The sequence below is a fragment of the Pantoea rwandensis genome (assembly GCF_000759475.1).
Classification (GTDB): domain Bacteria; phylum Pseudomonadota; class Gammaproteobacteria; order Enterobacterales; family Enterobacteriaceae; genus Pantoea; species Pantoea rwandensis_B.
In genome coordinates, this window is record NZ_CP009454.1 from 949567 (window position 1) to 971386 (window position 21820).

Here is a 21820-nt window from a genome sequence, read left to right on the forward strand (position 1 = left end):
GCCGTTATTCAACGGGAAGCAAGGAGAGGTGCGTGAGGCGGTTGCCGAGGATTTTGTTACTGCTGCTCGCCGCAATCATCGTTATTGTGGCGCTGCTAGTCAGCGGGTTGCGCCTCGTGATGCCGCATCTCAACAGCTATCGCAGCGACATACTGCAGACGATTTCACGCGTCAGCGGAGTGACGGTGGATGCCAGCGAGCTGCAGGGTAAATGGGAGAACTTCGGCCCAACCCTGCAGGTGCGCAATCTCAACGTTGTGATGCCGGAAGATGGCAAACTCACCATTGGCCGTGTAAATCTGGCGCTTAACGTCTGGCAATCGCTGCTGCACTGGCGTTGGCAGTTCCGTGATCTGACCTTCTGGCAATTGCGCCTCGAAACCAATCATCCGCTGCTCACCAGCGATCAACAAAAAAACAGCTTTAAGCCGGCGCAAATCAACGATCTGTTTCTACGCCAGTTTGACCACTTTGATCTGCGTGATAGCAGCATCCGTTTTCTCACGCCCTCTGGCCAGCACGCTGAGCTGGCGATCCCGCGTCTGACCTGGCTCAACGAAAGCACGCGTCACCGCGCGGAAGGGGAAGTTAATCTCTCCAGTTTTACGGGGCAGCACGGTGTGGTGCAGGTGCGACTCGATCTCAACGATACCAACGGATTACTCAACGATGGCCGCATCTGGATGCAAGCGGATGACGTCGATGTGCGCCCGTGGATCGGTCCGTGGCTGCGTGACAATACCAGCCTCGAAAGTGCCCGCTTCAGCCTTGCAGCGTGGGTGAATCTGCGTGATGGCGATGTCTACGCCGGTGACCTGTTGCTCAGTAAAGGCGGTGCACGCTGGCGCGGCGAACAGGGCGATCACCAGCTGCAGGTCGATGGCTTAACCGCGCATCTGGCGCGTTTCCAAAATGGCTGGAGTTTGTCCGTCCCGCAAACCCGACTCAGCACCGATGGCATCGCCTGGGCGCCGGGGCACTTCTCACTTCTGTGGAAGCCCGAAGACCAGCAGATGCTGGGCGCTAACAGTGGTGCGGAAGTGCGTGTCCGTGCCACCCAACTGGATCTGGAGCGTCTGGCACCATTGGTGCCGCTGTTCAAACCCTTATCCCCTGCGTTACTGGATAACTGGCGTGCATTGCAGCCGCGCGGCAACATCGATGCGCTGGCGCTGGATATTCCGCTCAATCAGCCCGAGCAAACCCGCCTGCAAGCCAAATGGCGCAACCTGGCGTGGCAGCATTGGGAGCTGTTGCCGGGGATCAGCAATCTCAACGGTACCGCCAGCGGCAGCGTGAGTAACGGTCGGTTGGATGTGACGATGGGACAAGCGGAAGTGCCTTATGGCGACATGTTCCAGGCGCCACTGCAAATTCAACAGATCACTGGCAAGCTGAACTGGCAGCGCGATGCCAGCGGCCTGACGCTGGACGGTCAGAATCTTGATGTTCAGGCACGTTCCCTGTGGGCGCGCGGTGATTTCCGCTATCAGCAAAATGTCGGCAAAGCGCCACAGCTGGATATTCTGGCGGGCATTCGCGTCACCGATGCGGGTGATGCCTGGCGCTACTTCCCGGAACCGCTAATGGGCCATGATCTGACCCATTTCCTCAGCGAGTCGATCAAAGGCGGGAAAGTGGACAATGCCACGCTGTTGTTCGCCGGTAATCCCAGCCTGTTCCCGTTTAAGCACAATGACGGCATGTTTGAAGTGTGGGTGCCGCTGCGTCAATCCACTTTCCAGTTCCAGCCCGGTTGGCCAGCGCTGGAAAACCTCGATATCGACCTCGATTTTGTTAACGACGGCCTGTGGATGAAAGCCGAGAAAACCAAATTGGGGGAAGTGGATGCACGGAACGTCAGCGCGGTGATCCCGGACTATCTCAAAGAGAAGTTGATCATCAATGGCGATCTTAGCGGTCAGGGCAAGCAGATTGCCGATTACTTCGAACAGACGCCTTTGAAATCGACGTTGGGCGCGGCACTGCAGCAGCTGCAAATCGGTGGCAATGTGCGCGGTTCATTGAATCTCGATATTCCGCTGGATGGTGAATTGGTGCATGCCAGCGGGAATGTGGTGATGAACAATAACAGCCTGCACATCAAGCCGTTAAACACCACGCTGGAAAATCTCACCGGGCGCTTCCGCTACAACAACGGCAATCTCGAAAGTGAAGATATGCAGGCTAACTGGTTCGGTCAGCCCACCGGCGTCCGTTTTTCTACCACTGAGAATCCTGACAACTTCGGCGTCAACGTGAAGTTATTGGGCGACTGGCAGCCGTCGAAACTGAAAGTATTGCCGGCCAGTGTCAGCAGTCAGTTGAGCGGCAGTTTGCCGTGGCAGGGCAATGTCGACATCACGCTGCCACACAATGGTGGTGCGACCTATAAAGTCGATTTGCAGGGTGAGGGCAAAACAGTAAGCAGTCACTTACCTGCGCCGCTGGATAAGCAGGCGGGCGAAGCAATGCCCATCGCCATCAACGCCACCGGTGACCTTAAAGGATTCACGCTAAGCGGCAGCGTGCGTGAGCACAACCGTTTTAACAGCCGCTGGATTCTCGAACCCCAGCTGCGCGTGGATCGCGGCATCTGGCTCAACGATGCGAAAAGCACGCCGAAGCTGCCAGAAAAACGCGGGATGGAACTCAATTTACCACCGTTGGATGGTGAAGCCTGGATGGGGCTAATGGCGGGAAGCAGTGGTTCGCGTAATGCTCAGGGCGAAACGGAAGTGGGCGGCGCGCTGTTACCGGGCGATGTGACTCTGCGGACACCGGCACTGATGCTCGGTGGCCAGCAGTGGCATGACGTTAATGCCACCGTCACGCAAGGGCCGACTGGCAACACGCAACTTCAGCTGGAAAGCCGCGAAGCGCGCGGCAGTTTGCAAACCGCACAGCATGCGCCATGGCAGATCGACCTTAGCTATCTTTACTACAATCCAGAATGGGCGAACAGCAGCGACAACAACGCCTCGCCGTTGGGTGGCAACAGCAGCACAGTCGACTTCAGTAACTGGCCGGCGATGCAGCTAAACTGTGATGAGTGCTGGCTGCGCGGACAGAAGTTTGGTCATATGCAGGCCAGATTACAGCCGCAGGGAGATACGTTAGCACTTACTAACGGTAGCGTGGATTCCGGCAGTGCAAAGCTGAAGATCAACGGCGAATGGGTCAACAAGCCGGGCAATCAGCGTACCTCATTAAAAGGCAGTCTGAGCGGTAAAAACATCAATGACGCCGTTAACTGGTTTGGGATGAATACCCCACTTCGTGACGCGCCGTTTAACGTGGATTATGACCTGCACTGGCGTTCCGCCCCGTGGCAGCCTTCCGCGGAAACGTTGAGTGGTACGCTGAAAACCCATTTTGGCAAAGGCCAGATTGCGGATGTGAATACCGGACGTGCAGGGCAGTTGCTCCGCCTGATGAGTTTTGACGCCTTACTGCGTAAGCTGCGCTTCGATTTCAGTGACACCTTCAGCGAAGGCTTCTATTTCGATTCAATTAACGGCACGGCGTGGATCGAAAACGGTGTGATGCGCACGGATAACCTGCTGGTCGATGGCCTTGAAGCGGATATCGCCATGCAGGGGCAGATCGATCTGGCAAAACGCCAGATTGATATGGAAGCGGTCGTTGCCCCTGAGATCTCCGCTTCGGTAGGTGTGGCGACGGCCTTTGTGGTCAACCCGGTGATCGGGGCCGCCGTGTTTGCCGCCAGTAAAGTATTGGGCCCGCTGTGGAATAAGATTTCGCTACTGCGTTATCACATAAGCGGACCGTTGGATAAACCGGAAATCAATGAAGTGCTGCGCAAACCGCGCGAAGACGACAAGAAGTGAATTTGACGCCGTCGGGGAATTGCCGCAGGCTATGACTATCCGAGCACATAATGAGTGAGAAACGATGACTCTGAATCTGGTAAGTGAGCAGTTACTAGCTGCGAACAGCATTAATCAGCAGGACCTTTTTTCCCTGTTAGGGCAGCTTTCAGAACGTCGTCTGGATTATGCCGATCTCTACTTCCAGTCCAGTTTCCATGAATCCTGGGTGCTGGAAGACAAAATCATTAAAGATGGTTCTTACCATATCGACCAGGGTGTCGGTGTGCGTGCTATCAGTGGTGAGAAAACCGGTTTCGCTTACGCAGACCAAATCACCCTGAACGCCCTGCGTCAGTCTTCTGAAGCCGCGCGCAGTATTGTGCGTGAGCAGGGCAATGGCAAAGCGCATACGCTTTCAGCGGTGATCAACCGTTCGCTGTATGCGCCGGTGAATCCGCTGGACAGCCTGACGCGCGAAGACAAAATTGCACTGCTGCATCGTGTTGATACCGTGGCACGTGCGGCCGATCCGCGCGTGCAGGAAGTGAATGCCAGCCTGACAGGCGTGTACGAGCAGGTGCTGGTGGCGGCGACCGATGGCACGCTGGCTGCAGATATCCGTCCGCTGGTGCGTCTGTCGATCAGCGTACAGGTGGAAGATCAGGGGAAACGCGAACGTGGCTCTAGCGGCGGCGGGGCGCGTACCGGCTATGAATTCTTCTATGCCGATGAAAACGGTGATGTCCGTGCCGATGCATGGGCGCGTGAAGCGGTGCGTCTGGCGCTGGTGAATCTCTCTGCCGTGGCTGCGCCAGCGGGCACATTGCCGGTAGTGCTCGGCGCAGGCTGGCCAGGCGTGCTGCTGCATGAAGCCGTCGGTCATGGTCTGGAAGGCGATTTCAACCGCCGTGAAACTTCGGTCTTCAGCGGAAAAATGGGGCAACTGGTGGCCTCTGAACTCTGCACCGTGGTTGACGATGGCACCATCGAAGGCCTGCGCGGCTCACTGGCGGTGGATGATGAAGGCGTGCCAGGCCAATACAACGTATTGATCGAAAACGGCGTGCTGAAAGGTTACATGCAAGACAAGCTTAATGCGCGTCTGATGGGTGTTCCGCCAACCGGTAACGGGCGTCGTGAATCCTATGCGCATCTGCCGATGCCGCGTATGACCAACACCTATATGCTGGCAGGCAAATCCACGCCTCAGGACATCATTTCCAGCGTTGAGTACGGGATTTATGCGCCGAACTTTGGTGGTGGTCAGGTGGATATCACCTCCGGCAAGTTTGTCTTTTCAACCTCGGAAGCTTATCTGATTGAAAACGGCAAAGTGACCACGCCGGTTAAAGGTGCAACGCTGATTGGTTCGGGTATTGAAGCAATGCAGCAGATCTCAATGGTCGGAAACGATCTGGCGCTGGATAAAGGCGTTGGCGTGTGCGGTAAAGAGGGGCAGAGTGTGCCGGTCGGCGTCGGCCAGCCAACCCTCAAGCTGGATAAAATCACCGTCGGCGGTACTGCATAATCATTCCAGGTGCGCATAAATGCGCACCTGACGAATGACCGTAGCGTCTGATATTCCCATGCATAGCGCACGCTACAAAGCCTGATGACTCCATGGCACCCACTCTGAAGGCCGTGGAGTCAGATATTCGCATGGCGGACTCTGCTCATTATCGAACAGTCTGAGTTTACCTATGGCGTACCTGCCGAATGGCGGCATCGCCCATCGGAGATTCACCCCTTTAGGAGAATCATCAGCTCTTACGATGCTGCTGATACTGCTGCGCCACCTGCTTAAAGTACTCGGTCAGATAATCAATACATACCTGCACCTTCAACGGCATCTTGTCCTTCTCGGTATACAGCGCATACACCGGACGCGGTTCTGAGTGATATTGCGGGAACAGAATATCGATCTCCCCGGCGTTAATCTCATCAATCACCCACATCAGGGGGACATAGGCGATGCCGCAACCAGCTTTCAGCCAGCGAATCAGCGTCTGTGAATCATTGGTGACGAAGCGACCCTGCGGCGTCAATCGCGTCACCAGGCCTTCCGGCGCGACCAGTTCAAAGGTGTTATCCGGGCGAACGCTGTACTCCAGCCATGAAAAATTATCGATTTCACCCGGTTTATCTGGCGTGCCATGCTGTGCCAGATAACTTTTTGCGGCACAGACCACCATCGGCATCGCGCCCAGTCGGCGTGAGAACAGGTTTGAATCTTGCAACGCGCCTACGCGGACCACGAGATCCAAGCCGTTAGCGATCAAATCTGGCGCGGGAATGCCGGTAACCAGATTGACGCTCAAACCAGGATATTCACGCAGCATATCGCTGGTCATTGCAGACAACACGTTTTGCGCCATGGTGGAGGAGCAGCCGATGCGCAGAATACCGATCGGCGTATTGTTAAAGGCATAAAGCTGTTCGTGCACCTGAGACGCTTCAGCCAGCATGCGGCGGCAACCCTGATAGTAGATCTTACCTGCTTCGGTCAGACCAATACTGCGCGTACTGCGATTTAACAATTTGACCTGCAACTCATCTTCCAGTTTGGCGACAATTTGGCTGATTGACGAAACGCTAAGATGAAGCTGACGTGCCGCGGCGGTAAAAGAACCTAATTCAACCACTTTGGCGAAAATGGACATGCCTTTAAGTCGTTCCATTGTTTACTCTGGCTAAAAAGTGATTTAGCTCACAATATGTAGAAAACGTATAGTCATGCGCGTTACTATACGCACGCTGGGTCTGTTCACCGCACCTTAACACGGCTGTGTTTACACGATGATACGCTATCATTAGCTCAACGCGGCCTGAATGTTGCCATCAGTCTCCCAATCATCCCCTGATTCTCAACCCGACGTGCCATGCGGCATGAGGGCAGGTATCGGTGCAATCCGGCAAGGTCGAACTAAGGAACCGTAATGAGTGTGCTTCCGGTATTTGTCGTATTCGGGCTGAGTTTTCCGCCCATCTTCATTGAACTACTGGTTTCTCTGGCGCTGTTCTGGCTGGTGAAACGCGTGCTGACGCCCAGCGGAATTTATGACCTGGTGTGGCATCCGGCACTTTTTAACACAGCGTTGTATTGCTGCGTGTTTTACCTTGTATCCCGTCTATTCGTCTGAGGTTTTTAAGTGAAAGCGCTCATAAGAAAAATCGCGCGTTACGCGATTACAATCCTGCTGGTTATCATCGCAATCGTGATCATCTTCCGCGCCTGGGTGTTCTACACCGAATCGCCCTGGACGCGTGACGCCAAATTCTCCGCTGATGTGGTGGCGATCTCGCCGGACGTGACCGGCCTTATCACTGACGTGCCGGTGCATGACAACCAGCTGGTGAAACAGGGTGATACGCTGTTTGTCGTGGATCGCCCGCGCTACCAGAAAGCGCTGGATGAAGCCCAGGCGGATGTCGAATATTACCAGGCATTGGTCAATGAAAAGCGTCGTGAAGCGGCGCGCCGTAACCAACTTGGCACCAGTGCCATGTCACGTGAAGCCATCGATCAGTCTAATAACGATCTGCAAACCAGCGAACATCAGCTGGCGAAATCGGTGGCAACGCGCGATTTGGCGGTGATCGACCTGGATCGCACCACCATCAAAGCGCCTTCAGATGGCTGGGTCACTAACCTGAACGTTTATCAGGGCGAGTTCATCACCCGTGGTTCCGTTGCCGTGGCATTGGTACAGCAGCACTCATTCTACGTGCTGGCGTATATGGAAGAGACCAAGCTGGATGGCGTGCGTCCGGGCTTCCGCGCCGAAATCACCCCGCTGGGCAGCAATGCGGTATTACGCGGCACGGTGGACAGTATCGCTGCGGGCGTGACCAACAGCAGCAGCAGCGTGGACAGCAAAGGCATGGCGACCATTGATTCCAACCTCGAATGGGTGCGACTGGCGCAGCGCGTACCGGTGCGTATTCATCTTGACGATCAACCAGGCAACCGCTTCCCGGCGGGCACCACTGCCACGGTGGTGATCACCGGGGATAAAGATCGCCAGACCAAAGTCTCGCCGTTGACGCAGTTCTTTAACCGCCTGCGCGAGTTTGGTTAAGCGAGGGCGTTATGATTGAGTTTTTGCGTTTCCCGGTGAAGCTGACATTTGCGCTGGTTGCAGCGCTGATGATTGGCTTTCACTTTAATCTGGAAACGCCGCGTTGGGCGGTGATGACAGCCGGCATTGTGGCCGGTGGTACCGCCTTTGCTGCGGGGGGCGATCCCTATTCTGGCGCACTGCGCTATCGCGGCATTCTGCGCATCATTGGTACGTTTATTGGCTGTATTGCCGCCCTCACTATCATGATCGCCACGGTGCGTGCACCGGTGGTGATGCTGCTGCTGTGCTGTTTATGGGCGGGCATGTGCGTCTGGCTCTCCTCGCTGATCAAAGTCGAGAACTCCTACGCGCTAGGTTTGGCTGGTTACACTGCGCTGATCATCGTGGTCACCGCCGATGCCAGCGGTGGCTTAACGCTGGCACCGCAATATGCCGTTGAACGTTGCAGTGAAATCGTCATTGGGATTCTGTGTGCGATTCTTGCGGATATGCTGTTTTCGCCGCGCTCGATCAAAAAAGTGATTGATGCCGAAGTCGATTCGCTGCTGGTGGCGCATTACAAACTGCTGCAACTGTGTGTCGCCCACGCGGATAAAGACGAGGTGGATCGCACCTGGAGCGCGCTGGTACGTCGCACTACCGCACTCAACGGTATGCGCAGCCAATTGTTGATGGAATCTTCGCGCTGGAAAAATACCAGCCGCCGGTTGCAGATGCTGAATACGCTGTCGCTGACGTTGATTACGCAAGCAGCTGAAACCTTTCTGATTCAAAACGCCCGTCCGGATTATATTCCGACGCAGTATCGCCTGCTGATTGAGAAAGACGTTCATAACGTCGATGACGTGCATAAGCGCATGAAGGTGATGCGTCGTTTAATCAGTGTCAGCAATAAAACCGTGCCGATGACGGTGGCAAGCTGGGTCGGTGCAGCAACAGAGTATCTGCTGCTGATTAATGGTGTGCGCAGTAACAGCCGCATTACCACGCTGGAAGAGAGTATCCTGCAGCGCGAAGTGGTGATTCAGGCACGTTCGGCGGAAACCCATCATGCGATGATCAACGGCGTGCGTACCTTTGTGGCGACCGCGCTCGGTTCTCTGTTTTGGCTCTATACCGGCTGGACTTCGGGCAGTGGCTGTATGGTGATGCTGGCCGTCATCACCGCGCTGGCGATGCGTATGCCGAATCCGCTGATGATGGCGAAAGATTTCTTCTACGGTATGGCCTTCGCCGTGCCACTCGGCATGCTCTACTTCGTCTATATCCTGCCAGCCACCCAGCAAAGCGCGTTGCTGTTGTGTATCGCGATTGGCGCACTCGGCTTTATCGGCGGTATCTTCGTGCAACGACGTCAGATTGGTACGCTAGGTGCGTTGATTGGTACCATCAATGTGCTGGTGCTGGATAATCCGATGAAGTTTGAGTTCAACGTCTTCCTCGATAACGCCCTGGGCCAGTGGATCGGCAGCTTTGTGGCGATGATGGTCATTCTGCTGATTCGCGATAAATCCAAAGCACGTACCGGCCGTAAATTGTTGAATCGCTTTATGTATGCGGCTGTGGCGGCCTTAACCACTAATCAGGCGCGCCGTCGCGAGAACCATCTGCCCGCGCTCTATCAGCAGCTGTTTCTGCTGCTCAATCTGTTCCCCGGCGATATCGACAAATACCGCATCGCGCTGACGCTGATTATCGGCCATCAGCGACTGCGTAATGCTGAAGTCCCGGTTAACGCGGAGCTTTCGGCTTATCACCGCCAGTTGCGATACACCGCCGATCGCGTGATTTCAGCCACCAGCGATGACAAGCGGCGCTACTACTTTGAGCGTTTGTTGAAGGAACTGGAGATTTATCAGGAAAAGCTCCATCACTATTCGGCACCGGAGAGCGTTACCGAACCGGTGAAACGGCTCTCGTTGATGCTGGATAAATACCAGAACACCCTCATCCAAATCTGAAATCGGCCGCTGCACCTTGCAGCGGCCTTTTTGATCCCACGCTGAAACAAAACCCGATGATATTGGCATCTATACTTTCCTGACTGGATGAAAACTAGCAGGAGAAGAATGATGTCCACCTCTCTACAACAACACGCGCTGTTTAAAACCGGCTATTTCGCTGCGGGCCAGTGGCACACCGCCAGTGACACCTTTGACGTCACTAACCCGGCAACCGGCGAAGTGCTGGCCAAAGTCGCCCGAGCGGGTAAGGCGGAAACCGAGCAGGCCATCACTGCCGCTCAGCAGGCTTTTCCGGCATGGCGTGATAAAACCGCGAAACAGCGCGCGGAGATCCTTCATCGCTGGTATCAACTGATCATTGAGAACAAAAGCTGGCTCGGGCAGCTCATGACGGCCGAGCAGGGCAAACCCCTGAAAGAAGCCGAAGGCGAAGTCGAGTACGCCGCCAGCTTTATTCAATGGTTTGCCGAGCAAGCTAAACGTGCCAACGGCGAAATCATCCCGCCTGCGAAACCCGGATCACGCATTTTGGCAACACGTGAACCGATTGGTGTGGTGGCGGCTATCACGCCGTGGAATTTCCCGATGGCGATGCTGACACGCAAGCTTGGCCCGGCGCTGGCAGCAGGCTGTACCGGCATCATCAAACCGGCGAATAATACGCCGCTGTGTGCCTTTGCACTGTTGGCTCTGGCACAAGAAGCCGGTGTACCTGATGGCGTGTTAAATGCGGTGGCGGGCGATACCCATGCCATCAGCGACGCCATTATGGCTAGCCAGGCGGTGCGTAAAATCTCGTTTACCGGGTCGACCGCCGTGGGCAAAACGCTGATGCGCAACGCAGCAGACACCATGAAGAAAGTCTCGATGGAGCTGGGCGGCAATGCACCCTATATCGTGTTTGAGGATGCGGATATTGAGGCGGCGGTACAGGGTGCAATAGCCAACAAATTCCGCAATGCGGGCCAGGTTTGTGTCAGCGTGAACCGTTTCTATGTGCACAACGCGGTCTACGATCGTTTCGTCAATCAACTGGCCGATGCCGTGGGCAAGCTGAAAGTAGGGAATGGCGTTGAAGAAGGCGTGATTGTCGGCCCGCTGATCGAGCGCTCGGCGCTGGAGAAAGTGGAAGAGCACGTGAAGGATGCGCTGAGCAAAGGCGGTAAGTTGCTGATCGGCGGCGAGCGTCATCCGCTGGGAGGCAACTTCTGGCAGCCGACGGTGATTGCCGAGGCGCATGAGGGGATGATGCTGGCCCAGGAAGAGACCTTTGGTCCGGTCGCCGCCTGCTTCCGCTTTGATGATGAAGCCGATGTCATTCAGCGCGCCAATAACACGGAATACGGATTAGCCGCCTATTTCTACACGCAAAATCTGCAACGGGTGTTCCGCGTCTCGGCGGCGCTGGAGGCCGGGATGATTGGCATTAATGAGTGTGCCGTATCCACCGAACTGGCACCGTTTGGCGGTGTAAAAGAGTCCGGTTTGGGACGTGAAGGATCGGTGCTGGGAATGGAAGAGTACCTGGAAGTGAAAGCGCTGCATATTGGTGGGCTTGCCTGACGGGCGGCCCTGCCTGCAAGAGGGAATCACGATGAGAACCGAGCGTTTTGATTTTGACGAAATCGTCGATCAAGCCCATTTCTATCGCCAGTTCAGCGATCGTTTTGCGCTGGCGGATCTGGCCATCAGCGATCTTGACGATCTCTGGGATGCGATACTTGGGGAGCAGTTGCCGTTGCCGCTGGAAATTGAGTTTGTGAATCTGGGGACAGGGCAGAAACGCCGGTATGGCGCATTAATCCTGCTGTTTGATGAAGCAGAAGAGGAGCTGGAAGGCCAGCTCCGCTTTAATGTGAAGTGACAAGCCGAAAAAGGGCCCCGGCGAGCGGGGCCAAAGGGTTCGTCAGAATTGACGAGGAATTATTTATACAGCTCGGCGGTCACGTGATAGCTGTCGCCGGTTTTCGCTTCAATCACTTTATAAGCACTGGCACCTTGTGCATCGGCTTTCTGAGAAAGCTCAGAACGATAATCCATTGGCGAACCGCCGGTACCGCTGATGGTGATAGTGCTGCCGGTAGGTTGCAGATTTTGCGCCTGCTCATCAGTTACCAGTTGTGCTGCTGATGCACCAAAGGCAAACAGGGAAAGAAGGCTGGCGGCTGCGATGGTTGCTTTGATTTTCATGATTTTTTCTCCTCGTTGTAATCAACAACCTGCGGCAAAAAGTGGGTGAGGCGGGTCGTCGATCAATTGTCTGGCGCCGTTCAGGCGCCCGACGTTCGATGTATTCTTATTTGTACAGTTCTGCAGTCACGTGGAAGGTGTCGCCACGGTTATTCTCAATGATGCGGTAATGGCTGGCACCCTGAGCATCGGCTTTCTGCGACAGTTCCTGACGGACGTTGGTCTGATCACCGTCAACACCGCTCACGCTGATGGTTTGATTCAGCGGTTGTAGTTGCTCGGCTTGTTCGTTAGAAACCAGGCTGGCGGCACTGGCACCGAAGGACAATACGGAAGCCAGACCTACGATGGCGATAGCTAATTTGGTTTTCATGATTCACTCTCCTGAAATGGGGTTTGGCAACCTGAGAGGCAAATGCGTCTCAAACGGGTCGCCGTTCACACTGCGTCTTGTTCAGTCAACTTATTTATAAAGCTCAGCGGTGGCGTGATAGCTGTCGCCGGTATTCGCTTCGATCACACGGTAGGCTTTAGCACCTTCCTGATCGGCTTTAGCATTCAGCTGCTCATGGATATCCATCGGAGAACCGCCCACGCCGCTCACACTAATGGTGCCGGCAGGTTGCAAATTCGCTGCCTGTTGGGCATTGATAGAATCTGCTGCAAAAGCACCAAATGACAGGGCAGATAGAACACTCAGGGTTGCGATAGTAGTTTTAACGTTCATGGTATTTTTCCTCGTCTTCTGTTTTTATCTTTTTCTTTCGTGTGATTTGCATCACGAAAACAAGTATAGATCTAATAACCCATGAAATTAATATCTGGCTAATAATGTTTGGTTGTTATTCTTTATCCTTATGGCACCTTTTTAGAACTGGAAGTTATTAAAACCGGTCAATCATTAACCATTGACTGTTATTTATTCGTAAAAACAATGATCTGCATCAAATTATCTTTTCGTGCGAAAGATCATGGTTGATCCCGCTGGCTGATACGCCATAAGAAGCTATAACCACTGAGCACAATATGTAAATCAGTGTAAAATAGCGCGAATGGTTAAGCAGGGGAAAAGGTCGTACCAATATTTCGGCGGATGCAGAACCGGCAGCTATATCGATAACTTATTATTAAAAAAGGATTTTGTAACAAGCGTGGCGGGTAACGGGTCATCAGGAAGGATGTTACCGGCAGATGATCTGCCGGTTAAGACCAGGGTTTTATAGTTCCTGTTCGAATAAAACCAGTACGGCATCGTGCAGCTGTTTTACGGAGAAGCTACGTGCAGGGGTAATAAAGATGGTGTCATCCCCCGCGATAGTCCCGAGAATGCCTTCCGCTTTACCGAGTGAATCCAGCAGGCGTGCAATCAGCTGCGCAGCACCCGGGCTGGTGTGAATCACCACTAAGGCATCATTGTAATCGATATCCAGCACCAGATTCTTCAATGGGCTGGTGGTGGTCGGCACGCCCAGTTCGGCTGGCAAACAATAAACCATTTCCATTTTGGCATTGCGGGTGCGTACGGCACCAAACTTGGTCAGCATACGAGAAACTTTTGACTGATTGATGTTCTCGAAGCCGTCTTCCTGCAGCGCCTGTACGATTTCGCCCTGAGAGCTGAATTTTTCTTCTTTTAATAACGCTTTGAACGCTTTGATCAAGTCGTCTTGTTTTGATGGGTTTCGCATAAGCTACCAATAAAAGAGGGGTGCAGCAGGCAACAGGCCAGCGGCAGATAAATTATTATGCATTTAGATGAATTTTTATGCAATAAGCGTAGTGAGAGAATCGCGCTAATCAACTGCGGACAGGCATCATAGCAGAGTTTTGTGTTGCGCCAAAATCGCGGGCTGACGCGCAAAGCGAAGGTTGCAATGTTGTTATAGTATTGAAGTGGTAACAACTATATCGATGATCATTGCCGTCCATTGTCTTCTGGCTGCGATTGTATCATTCAGGCGACTTCTGAAGTGGAGATGTCTCGGGAGCCGATTGCGGCGTCATGTTATTGCGCGACAGGTTTGTCGCTATCGCCTGAGAAGTTGATTAAACTCGTAACCTGATGGATTTTCGGCATATCTCTGCCCCACCTTCATAAGGAGTTCAGGATGAAAGTTGCCGTTCTCGGTGCAGCCGGTGGTATTGGCCAGGCGCTCGCACTGCTGCTCAAGACTCAATTACCCGCAGGTTCCGCTCTCTCACTTTATGATATCGCCCCGGTCACGCCCGGGGTGGCGGTTGATCTCAGCCATATTCCTACCTCAGTGAAGGTGGAAGGGTTCAGTGGCGAAGACGCGACACCTGCGCTGCAGGGCGCCGATATTGTGCTGATTTCTGCGGGTGTGGCACGTAAACCCGGCATGGATCGCGCCGACTTGTTTAACGTTAACGCGGGCATTGTGCGTAACCTGATCGAGCAGGTTGCCAGCACCGCGCCGAAAGCGCTGATTGGCGTGATCACTAATCCGGTTAACACCACGGTGGCGATTGCGGCTGAAGTGTTGAAGAAAGCCGGCGTGTATGACAAGAACCGCCTGTTTGGTGTCTCAACCCTCGACATTATCCGCGCCAACACCTTTGTTGCCGCGTTGAAAGGCAAGCAGCCTACCGAGATCGAGGTCCCGGTGGTGGGGGGGCACTCAGGCGTGACAATTTTGCCGCTGCTGTCGCAGGTTAAAGGCATCAGCTTCAGCGAACAGGAAGTGGCTGACCTCACTAAGCGTATTCAAAACGCCGGCACCGAAGTGGTGGAAGCGAAAGCTGGTGGTGGATCGGCGACCTTATCCATGGGGCAGGCTGCTGCGCGCTTTGGTCTCTCACTGGTGCGTGCGCTGCAGGGCGAAGCAAACGTGGTCGAATGCGCTTATGTTGAAGGGGATGGTGAGTATGCGCGCTTCTTCTCTCAGCCGCTGCTTATCGGCAAGAACGGTATCGTGGAACGTCGCCCGTTGGGTTCTTTGAGTGCGTTCGAACAGCAGGCGCTTAACGGTATGCTGGAAACGCTGAAGAAAGATATCGCGCAGGGCGAAGAGTTTGTGAAGTAACGCTCAGCAGAAAAAACAACGCCCGGTGATTGCCGGGCGTTGTCATTTATAAGCCGCCAGATTTAAAGGTCTGGCTGGACGGTGAGCCATTGCTGGCCGGTGTTTTACGCCCCAGCGTTTCCATACGCACCTGGAATGGTGGGAACGGCATCTCAATGCCGTGCTCTTCAAAGCCGCGCAGAATCAACTGATGCAACTCATGACGCAGCGGCATGCGGTGGCCCATCTCAGCCGCGTGCACACGCAATTCAAACAGCTGAATGCCTTGCTGTAAATCCACCAGGAACACATCCGGCGCGGGCATATCCAGCACATAGGTACAGCGCTCGGCCGCCTGCTTGAGAATGTTGGTGACTTCATCACTGTTAACATGAGCCGGAGCCGGAATGGTCAGCACCACACGCGTGACAGAATCCGACAACGACCAGTTAACGAACTGCTCAGTGATAAAGGCCTTGTTCGGCACAATGATCTCTTTACGGTCCCAATCGGTAATCGTCGTAGCGCGGGTATTGATGCGGGTAATGCTGCCGGTCAGATCGCGAATGGTAACGGTATCGCCGATACGAATTGGCTTTTCGAACAGGATAATCAGACCAGAAATAAAGTTGGCGAAGATCTCCTGCATACCAAAGCCCAGTCCCAGACCTAATGCCGCCACCAGCCACTGCAGTTTTGCCCACTCAACACCAATAATCGAGAAGCCGACTAACCCGCCAATCAACATCAGTACGTATTTGGTCAGGGTGGTAATAGCGTAACCGGTGCCGGGCGTCAGGCTGATGTGTTGCAGCAGTGCCAATTCCAGCAGGGCAGGCATGTTGCGCACCAGCTGGGTGGTAATAATGAACACCAGGATGGCAATCAGCACCGCACCCAGCGTTATCGGCTGCACGCTCTCCACGCCCTGCACCGTGGTGCTGGCATCCCATAGCGGGATATTATCGAGGAAGCTAAAGGCCGAGTGAATTTCCGACCACAGCACAATCACCGATACCAGCGCAATCAACGTCAGAATGGAGCGCACCAAACGCAATGACTGCGCGCTGATCTCATCTAAATCCAGGCTCGGCTCTTCAATTTCGATGGTATCGGCGTTGGCGGGCGTTTGTTGATCTTTCTCTTCTTCGCTGCGCGCACGGTTCGCCAGCATATCGGCACGGCGTTGGCGGGCGCGATCAAAGGCGATGCGGCGACGTTGGATCAGCATCCAGCGGCGAATAATGTGGTAAATCACCAGCAGGAAGAACCAAATGCCTACCGAGGTTTCCAGGCGTGCCAGCAGGGCCTGCGCCGTTGCCAGATAGCCGATGCAGGAAGCCAACGCCGCCACCAGCGGGATGGCAATCATCAGGTTCCACAGAATGCGGTTAACGAAGTTGTCGCCGTTGCCCTCTTTATCCAGATACAGCGGAATGCCTGCACGTTTGAGGCTGACGGTGACAATACTTAACGCACCGCAAATCAAAATGAAGCACAGGCGACCGAGCGTGCCGGAGAACTGCGGATCGTCCAGATTGGCAAAGGCAATCAGCAGCATGATCAGCGGCACAATCAGGCCAACCGTCAGAGAGTAGTAACGCATAGCACGCGCTACCCGCGCCTGCGGCCAGCGGAAGTGCACCACAAATAGCCCATCATGACGCGCAAAAGCAGCACTGATCATAAAGGCCCACAGCAGCGGCAGCGTGGCGGTGATGCCATCTCCAATCGCAACGGCAAACGGATAAGGCCAGGCGTGCTGCAAACCAAAGCCCAGCGCGGCCCACAATACCGGCAGCGGCACGGCGACCAGAATCGACCAGAACACGGTGCGCAATGTCAGGCTAAAGCGGTCCTGGGTCACTTTGCCCACTTTGCTGGCGGAACGCGCCATAAAGGCATTGTAATGACGGCGCGAGCTGATGCTGAAGCCCACCAACAGCACTGCGCAGATGATTGGCATCACGGTTTCTTTGCTGGTAAACATCATCGCCAGCGCTTTACCGAGTTGCCCTAAGGTATCCAGCGACAGCAGGCGGGTTAAGTCACGCGCCACGTCAATCGGATACTTCAGGTCGATGGCGCTGACATCCGCCGTCCAGAACAGATAACGGTGGGTGGCTTCCTTCACTTCACCCAGGGCGTCCTGCAACTGCGTGTTCGACACCTTCAGCTTGGTGATTTCCAGAATCAGTGTATCGCAGCCGGAGATCAGTGAATTGAGCAGCTCGCGCTGGGTTTTCAACTGGGCATCAAGAATACGGGTTTGCTCGCTGGTGAACGGCGTGCCGTCATCCTGCTTCTCTTTGCGCAGATCCTTTTGCCGCTCCAGCAAATCTTCATAATGCAGTCGTTGTACACGCAGCTGGCCCATCTCGCTGTCGATCTGCTGCGACTTCGGCATATCCGGCAATCTGGCGACTTGCGCACGCAAGGCTTCACCCAGCAGATTCGAGGCGCCCAGCCATTGTGATTGTTCGCGCAGCGTGCTGAGAGCCTGGCGCACCTGTAGCGTTTGGTTGGTGGCCAGACGTTGCTGCGAAGCGACCAAATCCATACGTTGGGCCTGCGCATTCAGGTCGGCTGATAGCTCACGGTTGACGCGGAATTGATCGCTGATCGAAGCCGGTAAATCGCCACTGTTTTCCGCCAGCTGTTCAGTGCGTTCGAGCGCCAGTTCCGCTTCTCGCTGACGCTGGTTATTCAGTTGATTGCGCAGCGACTGCAGATAGTTATCCAGCTGCGTCACTTTGCGCTGATGCACCTCCGCCCGCATACGCGCCAGCTCCTGGCGATTATTGGCGGAGAGCTGTGCCAGTTCTAACTCATCCACGCGCGCTTTATTGGCGGCATTCTCGGCCAGTCGGGCATATATCTGCGCCTGAGCCAGCGGCGTAGCGGCCGCAGAAAAGCCCTGAGCACGGCGATCGCTTTCGGTCATCGCCCGGCGCGCGTCAGTCTGCTGCTGCGGTAACTGTGAAAGTGAATCGCTGATCTCACGTGCGCGGTCCTGCTCTTGCTGCGCCTGACGGCCTTCTTCCAGCAGCTGGCTGCTGATTTGCAGGATTTCCTGATCCAGCTCGGCGCTGCTCATGTTGGTGCGCACCGTTTTACTGCTGTCGGTCAGCGTGGCAATCTGCTGACGCAGTTCACGTGCCAGCCGTGGGAAATCATCAATCACCTGCTGATACTGTTTGGCACGCTCAAGCGATTCATCACGCTCAGAGAGGAAATTGATCGCCGCTTCAATCGCCTGAACTTGCTCGGCTTGAGCGGGAGAGGCTTTGGCGGATTTGGCCGCATCCAGTTCCTGCTTCAGCTGACTCGCAGGAGGAACGGTGGCTGCCAATACAGAACTGCTGAGCACCAGGCTCAGCAGCAGAGAGAGAAAAACGCGCACGGGATAGGTTCCGGTTATTCAGCGAGCGGGGCGCTTTCGCCGGGCTGCGGCAGGGCAATCGCCAGCGGTTGGCCAAGACGGGTTTTACTCTCGGCTTCGAGACTTTCCGCCAGCTTGACGCGGCCCGGTGCGAACAAGTTAATCACTGTCGAACCGAGTTTGAAACGCCCCATTTCCTGACCTTTCAACAGCACAACAGCGCCGTCATGATCGGCTGAAGGATAACGCCAACGTTTAATCACCCCTTCACGTGGTGGCGTAATGGTGCCCGCCCACACGGTTTCGATGCTGCCCACAATAGTCGCTCCCACCAGGATCTGCACCATCGGGCCATGATCGGTATCGAAGACGCAGATCACACGTTCATTGCGTGCAAACAGGTTCGGGATGTTACGTGCTGTCAGCGGGTTGACGGAGTAAAGGTCGCCCGGCACATAAATCATTTCGCGCAGAATGCCGTTGCAGGGCATGTGCACACGGTGATAATCGCGCGGTGCGAGATAGGTGGTGATGAACTCGCCATCGACGAACTTTTCCGCCAGATCGTCGTTACCGGCCAGCAAGGCCTGCAACGAATAGTAATGGCCTTTCGCCTGGAAGATCTGATCGCCTTCGATGCGGCCTAACTGGCTCACCGCGCCATCGGCTGGCAGCGCCAGCAAGGTCGCGTCGGGATCAATCGGGCGCGCACCCTCTTTTAGCGGACGCACGAAGAAGTCATTGAAGGTGCGATAGCTACCGGTATGGGGTTTGCTGGCTTCGGCCATATCCACTTTGTAGTACCAGACAAAAATGTCGATGACCGCTTTGGTCAGCCAGCCACCGCGACGACTGGCGCCCCAGCCGGCAAGTTCGGTCAGCCCTTTTTTAGGCAGAATATGATTCAGGCCGAGTTTAAAACGATCAAACACCGTTGCCTCCTGGCTTAATTACGCTTGGTTTACACAAAAGGGGGCGGATTGTAGCAGCGCCCCGGTCAGTTGGCGAATGTGCCGTTGTACCCGTTAATCTTCGCTGGCGGAAAAGTTTTTACGCGTTTTTACCTGCGCCATACTCTCCAGAATCCGGTGGTAGTTATCGAAGCGCGAGATGTTGATTGTTCCTTCCTCTACCGCTTCGCGAATGGCGCAGCCGGGATCGGTATCATGCTTGCAGTCGCGGAAACGGCAACCGCCGATAAACTCACGAAATTCGACAAATCCACGGGTGATTTGTTCCGGCTCCAGATGCCATAAACCGAATTCACGTACGCCTGGAGAATCAATCACGTCGCCGCCGTGCGGGAAGTGATACAGGCGTGAGGCGGTGGTGGTGTGTTGGCCCAGACCGGAGTTATCAGATACATCGTTGGTCAGAATCTCATCACCCGCCAATTCCAGTCCCAGCAGATTGTTCAGCAAACTGGATTTACCCACACCAGATTGACCCGCAAAAATGCTCACGCGATCGGTTAAGGCCTGTTCCAACTCCGCCAGGCCATCTTTGGCACGGCTGGAGACCATCAACACGCGATAGCCAATTTTGCGATAGATATCCATCTGCTCATCCACAAACGCGCGGGCTTCCGCGTCGAGCAGGTCGGTTTTGTTCAGGACCAGCAGCGGCTCAACGCCCAGGGTTTCACTGGCCACCAGATAACGATCGATGATATTGAGCGAAAGTTCCGGCAGGATCGCCGACACAATGATGATCTGATCGATGTTCGCCGCGATCGGTTTGACGCCATCATAGAAGTCCGGACGGGTCAGCACCGTTTTACGTTCGTGAACCGCTTCTACGATGCCTTTGCCGCCGCCAATCGCCGCACGCCACAGCACACGGTCACCGGTGACCAGCGAGCGAATGGTGCGACGGATATTGCAGCGATGCACTTCGCCCACGCCATCTTCCACATCTGCGTGCATGCCGAAACGGCTGATCACCACGCCTTCGCTCGCTTCTCCAAACAGGTTGTCATCCGGTTCCGGCTTTTCATTCCGTTGCTGCAGACGACGCTGATGGTTAGCGCTTACGCGACGTTGTTGACCCTTCGACAGTTTATTTTTGCTCACGCATCCTCTCACGGCTTTCGCCAGGCTTCGCCCCGCTGGGCAAAACGTCTATGATACACCTGAAACGAGTGTAATGACGACTTTGGCAACAGGCGGGAAACGCATGACAGCTGGAAATGAAAATAATCTGATTTGGATCGACCTGGAAATGACCGGATTGGATCCGGAGCAGGATCGCATTATTGAGATCGCCACGATCGTCACCGATGCCAACCTGAACATCCTGGCAGAAGGCCCGGTGTTTGCGGTGCATCAGTCTGATGAGCAATTGGCATTGATGGATGAGTGGAATGTGCGTACGCACACCAACAGTGGCCTGGTCGAACGTGTGAAAGCCAGCCAATACGACGACCGTGCTGCAGAGCGGGCGACCATCGAATTTCTCAAGCAGTGGGTTCCGGCCAACACTTCTCCGATTTGCGGCAACAGCATCGGCCAGGATCGTCGCTTCCTGTTCAAATACATGCCGGAGCTGGAAGCCTACTTCCATTACCGTTATCTGGATGTCAGCACGCTAAAAGAACTGGCGCGTCGCTGGAAACCGGATATCCTGCCAGGCTTCAAAAAAGCCGGCAGCCATCAGGCGCTGGACGATATTCGCGAGTCCGTTGCTGAGTTGGCGTATTACCGCGAGCACTTCTTGCAGCTTTAATCGGCAAAGGGTGCGCAGGAAATCATCAGGTTGCCGATTAAAGCAGCAAACGAACTGAAAGCGCAAAATTTTGCTTTTAGACTCTTGCGACTGAAAGGATTTCTCGTATAATGCGCACCCCGTACCGGTGAAGAATTTACAACGGTGCGCAGCAGTAACACGAAGTTCCGGAATCAAGTATTTCGGTTTGCGGCAAGGCAGCAACGAAACGAATCACAGAGAGCTTACTTCAGTAAGTGACCCGTGTGAGTGAAGGAAGCTAACGCAGCTGCGAATTGAAAGACGAAGATTATGCGGGAATAGCTCAGTTGGTAGAGCACGACCTTGCCAAGGTCGGGGTCGCGAGTTCGAGTCTCGTTTCCCGCTCCAAACTTCGTTAGCAGTAACCTCTTTGCGGGAATAGCTCAGTTGGTAGAGCACGACCTTGCCAAGGTCGGGGTCGCGAGTTCGAGTCTCGTTTCCCGCTCCAAAATCTGTTTAGTAGTAACCTCTTTGCGGGAATAGCTCAGTTGGTAGAGCACGACCTTGCCAAGGTCGGGGTCGCGAGTTCGAGTCTCGTTTCCCGCTCCAGATTTTCATATTCACTAATGTTATTTGCTCTCGGGCGTAATCAGACTTAAAA

General features: G+C 54.7%; 17 protein-coding genes and 3 tRNA genes. 12 read left to right on the forward strand and 8 right to left on the reverse strand.

The features are described 5' to 3' along the window. The first annotated feature begins 32 nt into the window (after positions 1-32). Together yhdP and tldD are read left to right on the forward strand one after the other, a co-directional pair. Entirely contained in the window at positions 33-3851 is a 3819-nt protein-coding gene (gene yhdP / locus LH22_RS04370; protein ID WP_038644370.1) for an AsmA2 domain-containing protein YhdP, read from the forward strand. A 64-nt stretch (positions 3852-3915) separates the two neighbouring features. Next, on the forward strand, positions 3916-5361 hold the full coding sequence (gene tldD / locus LH22_RS04375) for a metalloprotease TldD (RefSeq protein ID WP_038644371.1): 1446 nt from the start codon (positions 3916-3918) through the stop codon (positions 5359-5361). 232 nt (positions 5362-5593) lie between these two features. Here tldD and aaeR read toward each other — a convergent pair whose 3' ends face one another. After that, positions 5594-6511 carry an HTH-type transcriptional activator AaeR gene (aaeR, locus tag LH22_RS04380; RefSeq protein ID WP_038644372.1) on the reverse strand — a complete coding sequence of 306 codons (918 nt, stop codon included), beginning with the start codon at positions 6509-6511 and terminating at the stop codon, positions 5594-5596. A gap of 258 nt (positions 6512-6769) precedes the next feature. Here aaeR and aaeX point away from each other — a divergent pair, with 258 nt between their 5' ends. From aaeX to LH22_RS04405, 5 genes are all read left to right on the forward strand, one after another. Next, positions 6770-6973 (forward strand): p-hydroxybenzoic acid efflux pump operon protein AaeX, encoded by a 204-nt coding sequence (gene aaeX / locus LH22_RS04385; protein WP_021508145.1) that lies wholly within the window; start codon positions 6770-6772, stop codon positions 6971-6973. A gap of 9 nt (positions 6974-6982) precedes the next feature. Beyond that, positions 6983-7912 (forward strand): p-hydroxybenzoic acid efflux pump subunit AaeA, encoded by a 930-nt coding sequence (aaeA, locus tag LH22_RS04390; protein ID WP_038644376.1) that lies wholly within the window; start codon positions 6983-6985, stop codon positions 7910-7912. 11 nt (positions 7913-7923) lie between these two features. Beyond that, positions 7924-9876 (forward strand): p-hydroxybenzoic acid efflux pump subunit AaeB, encoded by a 1953-nt coding sequence (gene aaeB / locus LH22_RS04395; protein WP_038644377.1) that lies wholly within the window; start codon positions 7924-7926, stop codon positions 9874-9876. Between the two features lie 111 nt (positions 9877-9987). Next, on the forward strand, positions 9988-11442 hold the full coding sequence (locus tag LH22_RS04400; protein ID WP_081946710.1) for an NAD-dependent succinate-semialdehyde dehydrogenase: 1455 nt from the start codon (positions 9988-9990) through the stop codon (positions 11440-11442). 31 nt (positions 11443-11473) lie between these two features. After that, a complete protein-coding gene (locus LH22_RS04405; RefSeq protein ID WP_034831139.1) occupies positions 11474-11743 on the forward strand; it encodes a barstar family protein in 270 nt (89 codons plus the stop codon). 59 nt (positions 11744-11802) lie between these two features. Here LH22_RS04405 and yhcN (LH22_RS04410) read toward each other — a convergent pair whose 3' ends face one another. The 4 genes from yhcN (LH22_RS04410) to argR all read right to left on the reverse strand — a co-directional run bounded on the left by yhcN (LH22_RS04410) (position 11803) and on the right by argR (position 13757). Next, the gene (gene yhcN / locus LH22_RS04410; RefSeq protein WP_038644381.1) at positions 11803-12069 is read right to left on the reverse strand and encodes a peroxide/acid stress response protein YhcN; all 267 of its coding nucleotides are present in this window, start codon (positions 12067-12069) and stop codon (positions 11803-11805) included. A gap of 106 nt (positions 12070-12175) precedes the next feature. Next, on the reverse strand, positions 12176-12442 hold the full coding sequence (locus LH22_RS04415; RefSeq protein ID WP_034831135.1) for a YdgH/BhsA/McbA-like domain containing protein: 267 nt from the start codon (positions 12440-12442) through the stop codon (positions 12176-12178). A gap of 90 nt (positions 12443-12532) precedes the next feature. Continuing rightward, positions 12533-12796, reverse strand: a complete 264-nt coding sequence (gene yhcN / locus LH22_RS04420; RefSeq protein WP_034831133.1) for a peroxide/acid stress response protein YhcN — start codon at positions 12794-12796, stop codon at positions 12533-12535. A 490-nt stretch (positions 12797-13286) separates the two neighbouring features. Then, positions 13287-13757, reverse strand: coding sequence for a transcriptional regulator ArgR (argR, locus tag LH22_RS04425; RefSeq protein ID WP_034831131.1), 471 nt, complete (start codon positions 13755-13757; stop codon positions 13287-13289). Positions 13758-14177: 420 nt separating this feature from the next. Between argR and mdh the strand changes: the two genes are divergently transcribed. Then, the gene (mdh, locus tag LH22_RS04430) at positions 14178-15113 is read left to right on the forward strand and encodes a malate dehydrogenase (protein WP_038644384.1); all 936 of its coding nucleotides are present in this window, start codon (positions 14178-14180) and stop codon (positions 15111-15113) included. A 46-nt stretch (positions 15114-15159) separates the two neighbouring features. On the opposite strand, the gene mscM is transcribed toward mdh, so the two are convergent. The 3 genes from mscM to rsgA form a co-directional block, all read right to left on the reverse strand. Further along, positions 15160-18495 (reverse strand): miniconductance mechanosensitive channel MscM, encoded by a 3336-nt coding sequence (gene mscM, locus LH22_RS04435; protein WP_038644385.1) that lies wholly within the window; start codon positions 18493-18495, stop codon positions 15160-15162. A 14-nt stretch (positions 18496-18509) separates the two neighbouring features. After that, complete coding sequence (gene asd / locus LH22_RS04440) at positions 18510-19406, reverse strand: archaetidylserine decarboxylase (protein ID WP_038644387.1); 897 nt, start codon at positions 19404-19406, stop codon at positions 18510-18512. Between the two features lie 93 nt (positions 19407-19499). Further along, on the reverse strand, positions 19500-20546 hold the full coding sequence (gene rsgA, locus LH22_RS04445) for a small ribosomal subunit biogenesis GTPase RsgA (RefSeq protein ID WP_034829385.1): 1047 nt from the start codon (positions 20544-20546) through the stop codon (positions 19500-19502). Between the two features lie 103 nt (positions 20547-20649). On the opposite strand from rsgA, the gene orn reads away from it, so the two are divergent. From orn to LH22_RS04465, 4 genes are all read left to right on the forward strand, one after another. Then, the gene (gene orn, locus LH22_RS04450; protein ID WP_038644391.1) at positions 20650-21198 is read left to right on the forward strand and encodes an oligoribonuclease; all 549 of its coding nucleotides are present in this window, start codon (positions 20650-20652) and stop codon (positions 21196-21198) included. 293 nt (positions 21199-21491) lie between these two features. Continuing rightward, positions 21492-21567: transfer RNA gene (locus tag LH22_RS04455), tRNA-Gly, on the forward strand. 24 nt (positions 21568-21591) lie between these two features. Then, a tRNA-Gly gene (locus LH22_RS04460) sits at positions 21592-21667 on the forward strand. A 25-nt stretch (positions 21668-21692) separates the two neighbouring features. After that, a tRNA-Gly gene (locus tag LH22_RS04465) sits at positions 21693-21768 on the forward strand. Positions 21769-21820: the final 52 nt, after the last annotated feature.